Below are 14,304 nucleotides of genomic sequence, written 5' to 3' on the forward strand. Positions count from 1 at the left end.
GCTCGGTCGGCATCCGGGGAACGGAAATGCCGCTCTGCTCGGCCTCGGGAGCCGGCTCGGGCTGGCGCGGCGGCTGCGGTTTCGCCGCCGCGGGTCCCTGGGCGGCCACCGCGGTCGGCGCGGAAACCGGCCTCTCGCGATCGAACGGACTTTTTTCGTTGGGCGCGATCAGCTCGACCTGCTCGCCCTCCTTGCCGAGGAGAATGGAGGTCGGCGGCGGGACCGGCACATGCGGAAACAGCACGTCCGGAGAGCTGAGTTTCAGGCAGCGCAGAGCCGGCCCCTTGCCGTTCCTGCACAGGGCCTGCGGAGTGACGAGCCAGTAGAGGTCGCCATCGTCCCGGCGCTCGGCCAGGCCATGATCCGCCAGGATGGCCAGGAGGGTTTCCGGCGAGCGCGGGATGGCCACGATCCCGTCCTTCACCAGCAGGCTGACGATCTCCTCGGCGGCGCTGTGCCAGGCGATATAGACGCCATCGGTGGCCACCCATACCCGGCTGCCCGGCACGTTGACCGTCCAGCGTCCCGTGCCGAGCAGGCGCAGCATGGCGTCGCTGACCAGGCGGATGACCGGCACGCCGGTATCCCCGCCTCCGGCATGGCTCGGCCCCTTGAGCAGGTCGCGCCTGACCGAGGCCGAGTCCGACCTGCGTACCAGCTCGGTCAGGGGCGCACGGTTCGCGTTGCCCGCAATCGCATCGAGCAGGGCATCGTAGATGTCCCGTCCGCCTCCCTGAATCCAGGCGCGGGCTTCGGCGGGTATGAGGGTCGACACCAGGGCCACCGAGGCCTGGATGTGCTTTTCGTGGCGCTGGGCATTCCAGTGCAGGAAGTAGCGGTCGAGCTTGTGGCGCACCGCCCACTGGTGGAGGGTTTCCTGCTCGGGGCTCCACTCGAGCTTGCCCTCGAAGTCGGTGGCGCGCAGGTCGGTGAGAGCCTTGCCGGCATCGTGCAGCAGGCCTGCCGCGACGCCCGCCACATTCCAGCGCCAGCGGCGAGTGCTGCGCCGGGCCGGCGTCTCGGCGGTGTCGAAGGCGGTGGTCAGGCACCCATCCAGGGTGAGGTTGGCGACTTCGAGGCTGTGCCGCAGCAGCCCGCCGGGACCGGCGTGGTGATGGTTCTCCGAGGCCGGCAGCAGGTGCGCCAGCTCCGCGAAGTTGATCAGGATCGGTTCGACGTAGCGCTGGTACTCGTCCTTCGGCAGGCCGATGGAGCCTGCGATGCGGTCGATCAGCTTGCGCTGGTAGTGGCGCATTAACCACTCGCCCGTCACCTTGCCGGGATAGCCTTCCTGATAGGGGGGATAGCGCAGGTTCCGCCAGTTATGGTTTTCCAGGTAGGGGCGAAGCTCCGGGGGAATCAGCCGCTCGGCCGGATGGGGCGCCTCGGCGAAGAGCGAGGCGTAGTTGTCGCCGAACAACCAGCGTTTGAGGAAGGACGGGAACATGAGGACTCTCGTAGCAGTGGGTCGAGCCCCCATGATCGGAAATCAAATCGCGTCTGTGTGGCCATTTCACGCCACTTTTTGGCTTGAAATTACCGGATCGAAACGAAAAACCCCCGACAGCAGGACTGCACGGGGGGTGGGATATTGATCTGCTCACTCGGGCCAGTGAATTTCCTCCAGGCGCCCGCGCCAGTAGTCCCGGTGGTATGCGAGGCCTTTGTGGTGCAGACGGCGGGTCACACCTTGCGCCGATCCCACTCGCCCTCAATGGCTACCACCAAGGCAGAAGCGGCACCGTGCAGATCGTTCAACGCCTGGTTGTCCTGTCCGCGCACATTGATGGCCTTGAGGGTGTCGGCCATGTCGGGGGCGCCACTGTGCACGCCGGTCAAAATGTCCACGAATGTCCCATAAATCTCTCTCAGCTCAGCAGCGCGGCCATCGTCTTCTTCATCCTTGATGAACTCCGAGAGGGCGCGGCAATTGGCGGCGAGTTCGTCTAGTTCGGTCTGGTCGAGGGTGTATTTATTGCTCATTGCCCGTTTCTCTTTTTAGCTTGTTGTGAATACCGATGCCGGTATCGGCCGGCTAGCGGATAGTTTTTCCATGCTCTTGGCCCCTTAACGATCGAACATCAGGCAGTAATGGATCAGTTGCTGCTCGATGCTCTGTCGCTGCCCCAGGATGAGCAGGACCACCACGAGGCGCTTTTCCTCATCGCACTCATAGAAGACGCGGTAGCCGTCGAGATTGAGCTCCCGGTAATGAGTGATCCCAAGCTCGCTGGCTTGTGCGCTGATGGGGTAGCCCAACGGGTGATCGGCCAGGCGGCGTATAACTTCTGCCACCAAGGTGGAGAGCTTTTCATAGGCCCCGTCATAGCCGTGGTACGGCTCCAGGTGGGCGATCTGGGAAAACAGGCTGGTTTCAGCAGTAGTAGCAAACTGAACGTCGAAGCTCATGGGGTTCCTTTGGGTTGCTGGCATCGTTGTGCCAAGCGATCCAGGAGCGTGTCGCCCGACACCAGCTTGCCTTGCTCTTTGTCGCGGGAACCCAATGCCAGGAGCTTGACGAGCGCAATCGTCTCATCGCGCTGCTTGCGTTCGGCATAGGACTCGATGACATAGGCGGGCAGACCGTTCTGGGTGATCACCATGGGCTCGGTTAGATCCAACGATGCGGCGTGCTTCTTCAAGAAGCTGATCGTCTCGATTTTCATGTCGGCAATGTCCTGCGTTTAAGAGGTCCATTTATAGACTAAATTTAGATCTTCGTCGACAAAACAAACCCGGCGCGAGGCCGGGTCGAAGAGGTTGTGCATCAGAATCAGAAGCCGGCCGCAAAGAGCAACAGCGGCTCCGGGGAGACGTCTTCTGCAGACCCCATGCGGTTACCTTGCGGTGGCTAACCGCGGGCCTGCAGCAGCTCTCCAAGATAGCCGCTCCGATCGTCGAGTTCCTTCCGAGAAATTTCTTACCAGAAGTCTCGGAAAGCCCCGTACCTCTAACGCGCCGTAATGACGGCGAGCTTGGTGATACCCGCCCGCTCGATGGCGGCCATGGCCCTGGCCACCACGCCGTAATCCACCTGGTCGTCCGCCTGCAACTGCACGCGCAGTTCGGCGTCCGCGGCTTTGGCCGCCTGCAGGTGGCTTTCCAGCAACTCGGCCTGGATCTCGTCCTTGCCGACGAACACCTTGCCGGTGCCGTCGATGCTCACCACCAGCGGGTCCTGGGTGTCCGGCGGAGCGACCGCCTCGGTCCTGGGCAGGTTGATGGGGATGCTGTTGGTCAGCATCGGCGCGGTGACGATGAACACCACCAGCAGCACCAGCATCACGTCAACCAGTGGCGTGACGTTCATCTCGCTGAGGACTTCGTCGCTTTCCTGGGTGGAGAAGGCCATCTCAGATCGCCTCCTTCACGTGTTGGGCACCCTGGCTCCGGCCGGCGCGCGGATGCGGGATCACCTTGAAGGCGCTCTTCTGCGCCAGGCTGTAGAAGTCGTGGGCGAAGTCGTCCAGATCCGCGGCGGCCAGCTTCAGGCGACGCAGGAAGTAGTTGTAGACCAGCACCGCGGGCACCGCGACGGCGATCCCAACGCCGGTGGCAACCAGAGCGGCGCCGATCGGGCCGGCCACGGTTTCCAGGCTGGCCGAACCGGCGGCGCTGATGCCCTTGAGCGCCTCCATGATCCCCCAGACGGTGCCGAGCAGGCCGATGAAGGGGGAGGTGGAGCCGATCGAGGCGAGCACCGCCAGGCCGGATTCCAGGGAGCGGCGTTCGCGCTGGATCTGCTGGCGCAGGGCCCGCTCGAGGCGATCCTGGAGGTTGATCGCGTGGGCCAGGTCGTGCTGGCCGGGCTCCTCCTGGATGGCGGCGAAGCCGGCTTGGGCGAGATGGGCCACGGCGCCGGCATGGTGCTGCACCAGGCCGGCGGCGCTGTCCAGGCTGGGCGCCTGCCAGAAGAGTTTCTGCAGCCGGCGGTCCTGGTACTTGAGGCGGGCGAACTGGATGGCCTTGATCAGGGCCAGGCCCCAGGTGACGACGGAAAAGCCGATCAAGACCCAGATGACGACATGTTCCACCGAAGCGAAGGGATTACTGAGCAGATCCATGGTGGGGTTCCTCCTGAAGAGCGGTGCGATGGGTTAATTCAATTTGAAATCGATGGGTACGCTGACCCAGCCGTCCTGGGCTGTGTCGCCGCGTTTGGCGGGCACGAAGCTCCAGCGCTTGACGGCGGCGACCGCAGCCTCGTCGAGCAGGTCGCGTCCACTGGACTTCTGGACCTGGATCTCGCTCGGCCTGCCGCTGGCCAGCACGTGCACGCGCAGCAGCACGGTGCCCTGCCAGTTGCGGCGCAGGGCCAGGGCCGGGTATTCGGGCGCCGGGTTGCGCAGGTAGCCGGCGCTGGCCGAGGGCGGGGTGAGCTGAGCCTGGACGGGCGAGGGCACTGCCGCTGGGACGGCCGGTGCCGGTGCAGCCGTTGGCGCCGCCGGAGCGGTGGGCGCCTCGGCCTTCGCCGGGGTCGGCTGGGCCGGCCGGGGTTCGGCCTTCTGCTTGGGCGGCTGCGGCTTGGGTTTGGGAAGCGGCTTGGGCGGCGCCTTTTTGGGGGCCAGCTCCTCGACCACCGGAGCCGGGGAAGGCGGCGGTTCGGCGGCGGCGATCGGTGGTGGAGGTGAAGCGACGGGCTCGGCCGGCGGTGCCGGGCTGCTGAATTCGATGGTCATGGGCGGGACCTGCACGGGGACCTCCGGCAGGGGCGGCGTGCTGTGCCGGGCGAGCCAGTGCAGGGCTCCGGCGTGCAGCAGCAGGGCCGCCAGTATGCCCAGAATCAGAACTTCGCTCCGATTCCCTGGAGATCGGTTGGCGATGCTGAAACGTGATGTCTCCAACGCCTGAGGTTGCGCTGTGTCGAATGTCGGCGCCTTTTCCGCATGGCGCTCTTCATGCCTCGGCACATAAGGCGCCCTGCCGGCGCCAAGGACGTTTCCCATCGTTGAGCTCCATGAGTTCAAGATAACGCGCGTACGATCCGGGAGGTTTCCGGCCGCCCGGTCGATTGGTCGCAGTCGTGCATTTCCGGTCATGGCCGCCAGACGGCCGCGGCGATATCTATCCGTTTCGGCAACAAGCGACTTTCCAGGAAGAGGTCGGCAGTGCGCTGTTGGGCGGCGACGATTTCCGCACTCATGGGCAGGACGGACGATGCCGGGCGATGGCTGAACGTCCGCTCGATCACCGCTTCCGGCAACCCGGTGAACGTGGCGAGCAGCCGGATGCTGCCGGCCCTGTCGCTCTGGAGCCGCCTTTCCGCCTGCCCCAGCTCATCCAGTACGGCTTTCACGAAGTCCGGGTCGGACTCGGCATAGGGGCGCGCCGCCAGATAGAACGGACCGAGCAGTTCCAGACCTTCGCCGTTGGCCAGCAGGCGCGCGCGTCCCTCCAGCTCGACGGCCGAATAGAACGGATCCCAGATTGCCCAGGCGTCCACGCGGCCGCTTTCGAAGGCGGCGCGGGCATCGGCCGGCGACAGGTAGACCGGCTGGATGTCTCTGAAGGACAGGCCGGCCCGGGCCAGCGCGCGCAGCAGCAGATTGTGCGCGCTGGAGCCCTTCTGCAGGGCCACCTTGCGCCCCTTGAGTTCGGCGATACTGTGGATCGGGCTGTCCGGTGCGACCAGGATCACCTCGGCTTGCGGCTTGGCCGGTTCGGCGCCGATATACAGCAGGTCGGCACCGGCCGCTTGGGCGAACAGTGGTGGAATGTCGCCTGTAGAGCCAATATCCAAACTGCCGATATTCAGCGCCTCGAGCATCTGCGGACCGGCCGGGAATTCGATCCAGTCGATGCGGGTCTGCGGGAAGCGCCGCTCGAGCAGGCCGTGCTGCTTGGCCAGCACCAGACTGCTTGACGCTTTCTGGTAGCCAATGCGCAAGACCGCCGGATCTGCAAGCGACACTTGGGCGAAGGCCAGCAGTCCCAGCAGGAACGAGCCGAATCGGAAGGTCTTCATCGTCATTCCTGCCAGTCCGTGGAAGGTTTCTCCCAGAGATTGATGCCGCCCTCGACCGCGTGGCGGTCGATCTCCGCCAGCTCCTTGGCGCTGAACGCCAGGTTGTCCAGCGCGGCGACGTTCTCGACGATCTGCTCCGGGCGGCTGGCGCCGATCAGCGCCGAGGTCACCCGCGCATCGCGCAGGGTCCAGGCCAGGGCCAGTTGGGCCAGGCTCTGGCCGCGCCGGCGGGCGATTCCGGCGAGCGCCCGGGCGCGCTCGATGTTCGCCTCGGCCAGATGTTCCGGGCGCAGCGAGGCGCCGCCGGGCCGGTTGACCCGCGCATCGGCGGGCACGCCGTTCAGGTACTTGTCGGTGAGCAGCCCTTGGGCCAGGGGGGTGAAGGCGATCACTCCCGCGCCCTCTGCCTCGGTGGCATCCAGCAGGTTCTTCTCGATCCAGCGGTTGAACAGGTTGTAGGCCGGCTGGTGGATCAGCAGCGGCACCCTGTGCTCGCGCAGCAACGCGGCGATCTCCCGGGTCTTGCCCGCCGAATAGGAGGAGATGCCGACGTACAGCGCCTTGCCTTGGCGGACGATGTCGGCCAGCGCGCTGGCGGTCTCCTCCAGCGGCGTGTCGGCGTCGAAGCGGTGCGAGTAGAAGATGTCCACATAATCGACGCCCAGGCGCCTGAGGCTCTGGTCGAGGCTGGAGATCAGGTACTTGCGCGAGCTGCCGCCCTGCCCGTACGGCCCCGGCCACATGTCCCAGCCGGCCTTGGTGGAGAGGATCAGCTCGTCGCGGTAGGCGCGGAAATCCTCGCGCAACAGGCGGCCACAGTTGATTTCCGCGCTGCCGTAGGGCGGCCCATAGTTGTTGGCCAGGTCGAAGTGGTTGATCCCCAGGTCGAAGGCGGTACGCAGCAGGGCGCGTTGGGTGTCGAACGGCGTGGCGTCCCCGAAGTTGTGCCACAGCCCCAGGGACAGGGCCGGCAGCACCAAGCCGCTGCGCCCGACGCGGCGGTAGGGGATGCGCTCGTAGCGCTTCGAGTCGGCAAGATAGGTCATGGGCGTTTCTCCGGAAGGGTGAGTGGGCAGCAGCGCATGGCCGGCTGCCCGCGAACGGGTTCGATCACGCGAAGAAGGGGTTGTTCGGCCGCGCCAGGCCAAGGTGCTCGCGCAGGGTGCGGCCCTGGTATTCGCGCCGGAACAGACCGCGCCGCTGCAGCTCCGGTACCACCAGCGCGGCGAAGTCCTCCAGGCCGCCCGGCAGGTGCGGCACCAGCACGTTGAAGCCGTCGGCCGCGCGCTCCTCGAACCACGCCTGCAGCTCGTCGGCGATCTGCCGAGGCGTGCCGATCAGGCTGTGGTGGCCGCGCCCGCCGGCGATCCGGCGGCCGAGCTGGGCCAGAGTCAGGTTTTCCGCGCCGGCCAGCTCGGTCAGGAGCTGCTGGCGGCTGCGCTGGCCGCTGTCGGTCAGCGGCAGCTCCGGCAGCGGGCCGTCCAGCGGGTATTCGGAGAGGTCGAAGTTACCCAGCATGCGCCCGAGCAGGGCGACGCCCACCTGCGGCTCGACCAGTTCCTGGAAGGCCTCGAACTTCTCCTTGGCCTCGCTCTCGCTCTGCCCGGGCACCACGAAGACGCCTGGCATGATCTTCAGCGCGTCTTCGCCGCGGCCGTACTGGCCCAGCCGCCCCTTGAGGTCGGCGTAGAAGGCCTGGGCCTTGGCCAGCGAGGTCTGCGCGGTGAACACCACCTCGGCGGTTTCGGCGGCCAGCTCGCGGCCGGTTTCGGAGGAGCCGGCCTGCACCACCACCGGCCGGCCCTGCGGCGAGCGCGCCACATTGAGTGGGCCGCGCACCTTGAAATGCTCGCCCCGGTGATCGAGCACATGCAGCCGGTCAGGATCGTAGAAACGCCCGCTGGCCTTGTCGCGCAGGAAGGCATCGTCCGCCCAGCTGTCCCACAGGCCGGTGACCACGCGGTGGAACTCGCGGGCGCGGGCGTAGCGCTCGGCGTGCCCCAGGTGTTCGTCGCGGCCGAAGTTCTGTGCTTCGGCCGCGAGATCGGAGGTCACCAGGTTCCAGCCGCTGCGGCCGCCCGAGAGGTGGTCCAGCGAGGCGAACTGGCGCGCTACGTGGTAGGGCTCGTTGTAGCTGGTGGTGACGGTGGCAACCAAGCCGATCCGTTCGGTGATCGCGCTCAGTGCCGCGTGCAGGGTGAGTGGCTCGAAATACACCGAGCGCGCGGTATGACTGGCGAACGGGCCGTCGAACACGGCCGCGCTGTCGGCGACGAACAGCGCGTCGAAGCAGGCCGCTTCGGCGACCTGCGCGACGCGCCGGTAGACGGAGAAGTCCAGCGGGTCGACCGGTACCTCCGGATGCCGCCAGGCGGCCACATGGTGTCCGGTGGCCATGAGGAAAGCGCCGAGGCGCAGTTGTCGGGCGGAATCTGCCATAGGGATATCCTTGCTGTCGGAGCGGCCATCCGGTCGTGGTATCCCGACCGGGCGGCATGGTGGTTGATGAAAAATCAGAAATCGAGGTGTGCCTGCACACCGAAGTAACGCTCGTCGTCACGCGGTACGAAGCGGTAGATATAGTTGCTGCCGGCGGCCATGGCCGTGGCGTAGGACTTGTCGTTGAGGTTCTTGCCGAGGAACGACACACGCCAGCCACGGTTGTAGTCGGCCAGGGCGACGCTGGCGTTCCAGATGCCGTAGGCACCCTGCTTGGTATCCGGGTTCTGGTCGAGGGTGAATTGCACTTCGTCCTGCCAGCTGTAGTCGGTGGTCAGCTCGACGTCCAGGCCGTTGTCCAGCGGAATGCTGTAATCGGCGCGCACATAGGTCTTCCAGTCCGGACTGAAGGGCAGTGGCTTGCCGTTCACGTTGCAGTTGGACGCGGCTCCCGCCGGGCATTTGAAGCTGTCGATGCGCGCCTCGGTGTAGGCCAGGGCGCCGGACAGCTTGAGCTGGGGGGTAACCTGGAAGCTGGTATCCAGCTCGACACCCTTGGTATAGACCTTGCCGGCATTGACCAGGCGGGTCACCACCTGGCCGGCGACGCTGTCGTAGAAGTTCGCCTGGTAGTTGTCGTAGTCGGTGTGGAAGACCGCCAGGTTAGCGGTCAGCCGGTTGTTCAGCGCGGTGGCCTTCAGGCCGAGTTCGTAGGCGTCGGAGGTTTCCGGCTTGAGGTGTTCGGTATCGCGCGGCTGCATGTTGAAGAACACGTTGTAAGCCGGGCCCTTGTAGCCGCGCGAGTAGGTCGCATAGCCCATCAGATTGTCGGTGAAGTCGTACTGCAGGCCGAAGCGACCGCTCCAGTCCTCTTCGTCCACCGAGCCGTGGCTGGACGTCGAAGGCTGGATGCCGGTGACCGCGACGGGCGAGGTGGAAACCCGGCGATGCTTGTATCCCAGGCCGTCCCGAGTCCAGCGCAGGCCGACGATGCCGCGGAAATCGTCGGTGAAGTTGAAGGTGTTCTCGCCGAACAGGGCGAAGCTGTTGCTGGTCACGCTGTAATTGGCTTGCCCGTCGTTGGCGATCCCGTCGTTGACCGAGAGGCGCCGGTAGGTTTCGCCGGTATGGCCATGCATGTAGTAGACGCCCACCACGTATTCGAGGAACTCGCCCTTGGGCGAAGCCAGGCGAATCTCCTGAGTGTACTGGTTGTAGTTCACCTTGCCGTTGTCGTGGGAGGCGGTCAGTGGCAGGGCGGCAAGGCGGTCGCCGTCCTGATACTGGTGGTTGAGCCAGCGGCGCCAGGCGGTGATGGAGGTCAGGGTGTAGTTGCCCAGTTGCCAGTCGAGCTGCCCGGAAATACCGGCGCTAGTGTCCTCGGTGCGGCTTTTGTAGTCGCTCTGGATGTGCTGATTGTGGCTGCTCGGCGACACTGGCTTGAGCGCGTTGGCGAAGGCCGCGCTGCGGGTCGAGACGACTACCCCGTTGGGGATGTCGTCGTCGCTGCGCGCATAATCGCCGATCAACGTGAGTTTGATGTCCGTGTTCGGTTCGAATTCCAGCCTGCCGCGCACGCCGGTGCGGTCGTAGCCATTGACGTCGTCACCGTTCTTGACGTTTTTCACGTTGCCGTCGTACTTGCCGAGCAGACCGCTGACCGAACCCTTGAGGGTGTCGGTCAGGCGTCCGCCAACGCCGAAGCGGTAGCGGTTCTCGTTGCCGTTGCCGAAGTGCGAGTAATCCAGATAGCCCCGGAATTCTTCCGGTGCGGCCCGGGTAACGACATTCAGCACGCCCGCCGAGGCGTTCTTGCCAAACAGCGTGCCCTGCGGCCCGCGCAGCACCTCGATACGCTCCAGATCAAGCAGATCGAGGGTTGACTGGCCCGCGCGACCGAACACCACCCCATCGATCACCGTGGCCACGGTCGGCTCGATACCCGGCGAAGTGGAGATGGTACCGACGCCGCGGATGAACAGCGTCGTGTCCTTGTTCGAGGCACTGGTGCGGAAATTCAGGGTCGGTACCTGCTGCACGATGCTCGACACGTTGTTGCGGTTATCGCGCTCCAGTTGCTCGCCGTCGACGACCGAAACCGCCACGGGAATCTTCTGCAGCGACTCTTCACGACGGGTGGCGGTGACGGTGACGGCCTTGAGAACCGGCCCGCTCTGGGCGTCCGCCGGCGTCTGCGCGGTCGTGGCGGCGTCCTGTTCCGCCCAGGCGGAGCCCCCCAGGGAGGCCAGCAGGATCGCCCATGCCAGGGGATCGCGATAACCGGCGAAACGTTGTTTGCTGCCCTGCGTGGCAGCGTTGTGATGATCGATTTCTTTCATGCTCTTGCTCTGCCCTGGCGAGACCGGCGGCGGTCTGCTCGGCTACTGGGTCTGAACGAAGCGCCTGTTCTGGTCCCGTTGTGCGAGTGGCAGATGACAAGAGACAACCTCCAATGTCAGCGCTAACATCGCTAGTATCGAAGTCTCCAAAATAGATCGTCAAATAATTAAAAATTACTTTTATATTCATTTTTTAAGAGGAAATCCCGTGAGCGATCCATCGCCTCCCCGCAAACGGCGCACTGCCGGGCGCATCACGCTCAACGACGTCGCCCGCCAGGTGGGGGTTTCGGCGCTGACCGTCTCGCGCTTCTTCAATCACCCGGAGCGGGTTTCGGAAGAGCTGCGCCACCGCATCGGCGAAGCCGTCTCGGCCCTCGGCTACGTACCCAACCTGGTCGCCGGCAGCCTCGCCTCGGCGCGCAGCCGCATCGTCGGCATGGTCATCCCGAACATCTCGGGGCCGATCTTCGCCAGCACCATCCAGGGCTTCAGCGACACCCTGGCCCGGCATGGCCACCAGTTGCTGCTGGCCTCCAGCTACTTCTCACCGGAACAGGAGGAAAGCGCCGTGCGCGCCTTCCTCGGCTGGTCACCGGCGGCGCTGGTGGTGACCAGCCATTTCCACAGCGAGGGCACGGAAAAGCTCCTCGCCGAGACGGACATCCCGGTGGTGGAGATCTGGGATTACCAACCCGAGCGCGCGCCCATCCAGGTGGGCTTCCTGCACTACGACGCGGGGGTCATGGCGGCGCGCCATCTGCTCGAGAGGGGCTACCGGCGCATCGCCTTCGTGCAGAACAGCGCCGCCGGCGACTTCAGCGCCCTAGACCGACGCGACGGCTGCGCCGCCACCCTGCGGGACGCGGGGCTGGAACTCTGGAGTTTCGCGCCAAGTGCCGGCAGCGCACCCTTCGAGGCGGGCCGGGAGGCCATGGAAAGGCTGATGCAAGAGACGCACAGGCCCGATGCGATCCTCTTCGCCAACGACAACCTGGCGGCCGGCGGCCTGCTCGCGGCCCAACGCATGGGCCTGCGGATACCCGGCGATTGCGCGGTCATGGGGTTCGGCGATTACGCCTTCGCCGAAATGCTGCTGCCGAGCCTGAGCACCATCCGGCCGCCCTCGCTGGGGATCGGCGAGACGGCCGCGCTGCGGGTGCTGGAAAGTCTCGGCGTGATAGCGACGGAGGCGCCGGTACAGCGCCTGAACCGGCTCGAATGCCAGTTGGTGGAGCGGGAAAGCACCTGAGCTGCACCTTGCGTCCGGTAAGCTCGGTGGTACGCATGCATTCCTGAATGAAAAGGCCGCCTCCCCTCGTCTGATCTTGCCCAGCAGTCGTGGAGACGATTTCAGGCACTCACCCGGAGCTCGAAGGGTTCCGGGCTGATGTATCCCTGCGTGTTGTGAGGCCGCTGCCGGTTGTCGAACACGGCTTCTCGCATCTGAGCGCGCATACCGAAGCGTTCCCCGGATGCACTCGACCTTGAAGCTGTGGAGGAAGCTCTCGGCACAGGCGTTGTCGTAGCAATTGCCCTTCGCACTCACACTCTCCCCAGCAGGAGTGATATGGCTTCGATACACATCTTCTTGGCCACCCTCACTCGAACCAGTGAATTCCATCCAGGAGCCCGCGCCAGTAGTCGGCGTAGCCAGGCGCGCGGTCAAAGCGCTCTGCGACGGCTTACCGTGGGTCGAGTAGATCCAGCGTAATGCCGAGCGTGGCAGCTAGGTTCAGTCTGACCGCATCAAGGAACGCCGGGGCGGTGACTCTGCCGAGCCATTGGCCCTGGCGGGCGACAGGATCGAGCGCCCGCATCTGGGTGACCACCGCAGATCCGTGCATCCCGCAGTCATTCTGTGTCTGATCAAGGACGGGAAATAGCCGCATGATCGGCCCGCTCCCCGTGGACAGGGGCACCACGATGATGGTCCGGCTCACCGCGTTGAGCGCCTGCTCCGTCAGCACGATGCATGGGCGGGTCTTCTGAGTTTCCGACCCTACCGTCGGGTCGAGGGCGATCCTGATCAGATCGCCCGGCTTGAGCTGTTTACGGACAGCTTCGGTAATTCGCGTCATCGTCTTCCAGCACCTCTGCACCCACGGTGCCTGGGATTAGTTCGCCCTCGACATCCTGAAAGTCGGCGAGCAGCCAGTTCAAAGAAACTTCGCGTGAGCCTTGCCGTTTTGCCTTCACGGGTTTGATGTTTAAAACGCCGTTTTCAACGGTCAGATCGATCTCTGCGCCAACGGTGAGTTTCACCTCCTTGAGCAAGACGGACGGGATCACAACGCCAGCGCTGTTACCCACCTTTCGGATTTGGGTGATCATGGTCAAAGAGCCTCTGATGTTGGAAGGTCACCTAATGTAGGCCGGACCTCGGAAATTGCAGTTTTCCTACTGAGTTACAGGGTGGTTATTGTTGGTTACCGCCCACTCGCTGGGCGTGACAACAATGTAATACGCCTTAGGCTATTTTACAATGTACCCACGCCTTTGGGGCATGTCCCTCATGCAGGAAGATTCAGCGGGCCACTCCCATTCAATGGGATAAACCTTTAATCCTACGGGACCAACAGCGGGCAAAAAAAACCCGGCGCGAAGGCCGGGTTGAAGAGGTTGTGCATCAGAACCAGAAACCGGCCGCAAAGGGCGGCTGCTCCTCCGGTTCGGGTTGTGCCGGCTTGCGGATGCGAAGCACCGGTGCCGGCTGGTTCGGGTCGAAGTGGGGATCTACCGTCATGCGCGTCCGGCAGCCACTGTCGCCCTGGTGCTTCTGGATCAGGTCCACCGGAATGTCCTTCCCTTGGGCCAGCTCCTCGGCAATCGCCTTCCAGTCGACAGAGCCTGCCACCTCGTAGACGGTGATCTTCACCCCGTAGGCATCGGCCCGGCGGAACCCGGCCGCTCTCACGAGGAGCTTGAGCTGGGTGTCCAGCTCGCCGGCCTCCTTCTGCAGCGCGTTCAGCTGCGCCTTGAGGGCGACCACCCTGGCCTCCTGCTCGCGACGCTTTTCCGCCAATGCCTTCCAGGCGGCTTCGTCGGTCTGCTCCATCGGCAGCACATCCCGCAGGGGATCGGCTGCCGGGGGCGTCCCGGTTTCCACCGTGTTCCAGAAGATTTTTTCTGCCTCGACGATGCGCTGGATGAGCAGGTCATCCCGCTCGACCACCAGGCAGCACGCCTCGTGCTTGGGCGACCAGAACCACAGGTACCCGCGCCGCGCGCCGCAGACGATCAGTTGGTGCATGACCTGCCAGCGATAGAGCTGGAAGGCCGGACTCTTGTCCCGCAGCGCCAGCACCTGCAGATGATTGTCCTCCGCGAGATTCTTGATCTCGACGGGGGCACCCTCACCCAGCAGGCCATCGAAGGAGGCCCGAATGAACGGGTGCTCCTGCGACTCGGCGCAGATCGGCAAGCCCAGCTGGCCGTATTTCTCCTCGAACATCTGCAGGGCCAGCGGCTCGAACTTCTGGCCACGCCTCACCTGCGGAACAACCGACAGGTCGGGCGGGGTCGTCAGTCCGACCAGCTCCTTCCAGAGCTCGAGAGGCG

15 protein-coding genes and 1 pseudogene are annotated in these 14,304 nt (G+C 64.9%); 1 reads left to right on the forward strand and 15 read right to left on the reverse strand.

From position 1 onward, the window contains the following. The 11 genes from mobH to BMY22_RS20670 form a co-directional block, all read right to left on the reverse strand. Positions 1-1,447 (reverse strand): MobH family relaxase (gene mobH, locus BMY22_RS20620; protein ID WP_208599356.1); only part of this gene is annotated, 1,447 nt, incomplete at its 3' end. A 236-nt stretch (positions 1,448-1,683) separates the two neighbouring features. Next, entirely contained in the window at positions 1,684-1,983 is a 300-nt protein-coding gene (locus BMY22_RS20625; RefSeq protein WP_090625099.1) for a hypothetical protein, read from the reverse strand. An 84-nt stretch (positions 1,984-2,067) separates the two neighbouring features. After that, the gene (locus BMY22_RS20630) at positions 2,068-2,409 is read right to left on the reverse strand and encodes a type II toxin-antitoxin system RelE/ParE family toxin (protein ID WP_167363779.1); all 342 of its coding nucleotides are present in this window, start codon (positions 2,407-2,409) and stop codon (positions 2,068-2,070) included. Next, the gene (locus tag BMY22_RS20635; protein ID WP_040107296.1) at positions 2,406-2,666 is read right to left on the reverse strand and encodes a type II toxin-antitoxin system Phd/YefM family antitoxin; all 261 of its coding nucleotides are present in this window, start codon (positions 2,664-2,666) and stop codon (positions 2,406-2,408) included. Before BMY22_RS20635 ends, BMY22_RS20630 begins: the two co-directional genes overlap by 4 nt. Before the next feature lie 284 nt (positions 2,667-2,950). Further along, positions 2,951-3,352 carry an ExbD/TolR family protein gene (locus tag BMY22_RS20640; RefSeq protein WP_040107295.1) on the reverse strand — a complete coding sequence of 134 codons (402 nt, stop codon included), beginning with the start codon at positions 3,350-3,352 and terminating at the stop codon, positions 2,951-2,953. 1 nt (position 3,353) lies between these two features. Next, positions 3,354-4,064 (reverse strand): MotA/TolQ/ExbB proton channel family protein, encoded by a 711-nt coding sequence (locus BMY22_RS20645; protein WP_090625102.1) that lies wholly within the window; start codon positions 4,062-4,064, stop codon positions 3,354-3,356. 33 nt (positions 4,065-4,097) lie between these two features. Further along, the gene (locus BMY22_RS20650; RefSeq protein WP_090625104.1) at positions 4,098-4,946 is read right to left on the reverse strand and encodes an energy transducer TonB; all 849 of its coding nucleotides are present in this window, start codon (positions 4,944-4,946) and stop codon (positions 4,098-4,100) included. Positions 4,947-5,035: 89 nt separating this feature from the next. Next, complete coding sequence (locus BMY22_RS20655; protein ID WP_090625105.1) at positions 5,036-5,965, reverse strand: aliphatic sulfonate ABC transporter substrate-binding protein; 930 nt, start codon at positions 5,963-5,965, stop codon at positions 5,036-5,038. A 2-nt stretch (positions 5,966-5,967) separates the two neighbouring features. Continuing rightward, positions 5,968-7,011 (reverse strand): L-glyceraldehyde 3-phosphate reductase, encoded by a 1,044-nt coding sequence (gene mgrA / locus BMY22_RS20660; RefSeq protein ID WP_090625107.1) that lies wholly within the window; start codon positions 7,009-7,011, stop codon positions 5,968-5,970. A gap of 64 nt (positions 7,012-7,075) precedes the next feature. Further along, on the reverse strand, positions 7,076-8,404 hold the full coding sequence (locus BMY22_RS20665; RefSeq protein ID WP_040107290.1) for an LLM class flavin-dependent oxidoreductase: 1,329 nt from the start codon (positions 8,402-8,404) through the stop codon (positions 7,076-7,078). 74 nt (positions 8,405-8,478) lie between these two features. Further along, a complete protein-coding gene (locus tag BMY22_RS20670; RefSeq protein ID WP_090625108.1) occupies positions 8,479-10,743 on the reverse strand; it encodes a TonB-dependent receptor in 2,265 nt (754 codons plus the stop codon). A gap of 208 nt (positions 10,744-10,951) precedes the next feature. Here BMY22_RS20670 and BMY22_RS20675 point away from each other — a divergent pair, with 208 nt between their 5' ends. Then, positions 10,952-11,995, forward strand: coding sequence for a LacI family DNA-binding transcriptional regulator (locus tag BMY22_RS20675; protein WP_167363780.1), 1,044 nt, complete (start codon positions 10,952-10,954; stop codon positions 11,993-11,995). Positions 11,996-12,096: 101 nt separating this feature from the next. On the opposite strand, the pseudogene BMY22_RS20680 reads toward BMY22_RS20675, so the two are convergent. The 4 genes and pseudogenes from BMY22_RS20680 to BMY22_RS20695 form a co-directional block, all read right to left on the reverse strand. Further along, positions 12,097-12,295: pseudogene (locus BMY22_RS20680) on the reverse strand (integrase core domain-containing protein); the annotation flags it as partial. 133 nt (positions 12,296-12,428) lie between these two features. After that, a complete protein-coding gene (locus BMY22_RS20685) occupies positions 12,429-12,824 on the reverse strand; it encodes a type II toxin-antitoxin system PemK/MazF family toxin (RefSeq protein ID WP_090625109.1) in 396 nt (131 codons plus the stop codon). Continuing rightward, positions 12,796-13,077 carry an AbrB/MazE/SpoVT family DNA-binding domain-containing protein gene (locus BMY22_RS20690; RefSeq protein WP_090625111.1) on the reverse strand — a complete coding sequence of 94 codons (282 nt, stop codon included), beginning with the start codon at positions 13,075-13,077 and terminating at the stop codon, positions 12,796-12,798. The genes BMY22_RS20685 and BMY22_RS20690 overlap by 29 nt, the downstream gene beginning before the upstream one ends. Positions 13,078-13,372: 295 nt before the next feature. Beyond that, the coding region (locus BMY22_RS20695; RefSeq protein ID WP_090625113.1) for a lambda-exonuclease family protein at positions 13,373-14,304 on the reverse strand (932 nt) is incomplete at its 5' end.

The sequence above is a fragment of the Azotobacter beijerinckii genome (assembly GCF_900110885.1).
GTDB classification, from domain to species: domain Bacteria; phylum Pseudomonadota; class Gammaproteobacteria; order Pseudomonadales; family Pseudomonadaceae; genus Azotobacter; species Azotobacter beijerinckii.

What these genes read in the sequence shown, in the direction of transcription:
- BMY22_RS20625 (WP_090625099.1), bottom strand. Translation starts at nt 1,983, where the DNA reads ATGAGCAATAAATACACCCTCGACCAGACCGAACTAGACGAACTCGCC.
- BMY22_RS20630 (WP_167363779.1), bottom strand. Translation starts at nt 2,409, where the DNA reads ATGAGCTTCGACGTTCAGTTTGCTACTACTGCTGAAACCAGCCTGTTT.
- BMY22_RS20635 (WP_040107296.1), bottom strand. Translation starts at nt 2,666, where the DNA reads ATGAAAATCGAGACGATCAGCTTCTTGAAGAAGCACGCCGCATCGTTG.
- BMY22_RS20640 (WP_040107295.1), bottom strand. Translation starts at nt 3,352, where the DNA reads ATGGCCTTCTCCACCCAGGAAAGCGACGAAGTCCTCAGCGAGATGAAC.
- BMY22_RS20645 (WP_090625102.1), bottom strand. Translation starts at nt 4,064, where the DNA reads ATGGATCTGCTCAGTAATCCCTTCGCTTCGGTGGAACATGTCGTCATC.
- BMY22_RS20650 (WP_090625104.1), bottom strand. Translation starts at nt 4,946, where the DNA reads ATGGGAAACGTCCTTGGCGCCGGCAGGGCGCCTTATGTGCCGAGGCAT.
- BMY22_RS20655 (WP_090625105.1), bottom strand. Translation starts at nt 5,965, where the DNA reads ATGAAGACCTTCCGATTCGGCTCGTTCCTGCTGGGACTGCTGGCCTTC.
- mgrA (WP_090625107.1), bottom strand. Translation starts at nt 7,011, where the DNA reads ATGACCTATCTTGCCGACTCGAAGCGCTACGAGCGCATCCCCTACCGC.
- BMY22_RS20665 (WP_040107290.1), bottom strand. Translation starts at nt 8,404, where the DNA reads ATGGCAGATTCCGCCCGACAACTGCGCCTCGGCGCTTTCCTCATGGCC.
- BMY22_RS20670 (WP_090625108.1), bottom strand. Translation starts at nt 10,743, where the DNA reads ATGAAAGAAATCGATCATCACAACGCTGCCACGCAGGGCAGCAAACAA.
- BMY22_RS20685 (WP_090625109.1), bottom strand. Translation starts at nt 12,824, where the DNA reads ATGACGCGAATTACCGAAGCTGTCCGTAAACAGCTCAAGCCGGGCGAT.
- BMY22_RS20690 (WP_090625111.1), bottom strand. Translation starts at nt 13,077, where the DNA reads ATGATCACCCAAATCCGAAAGGTGGGTAACAGCGCTGGCGTTGTGATC.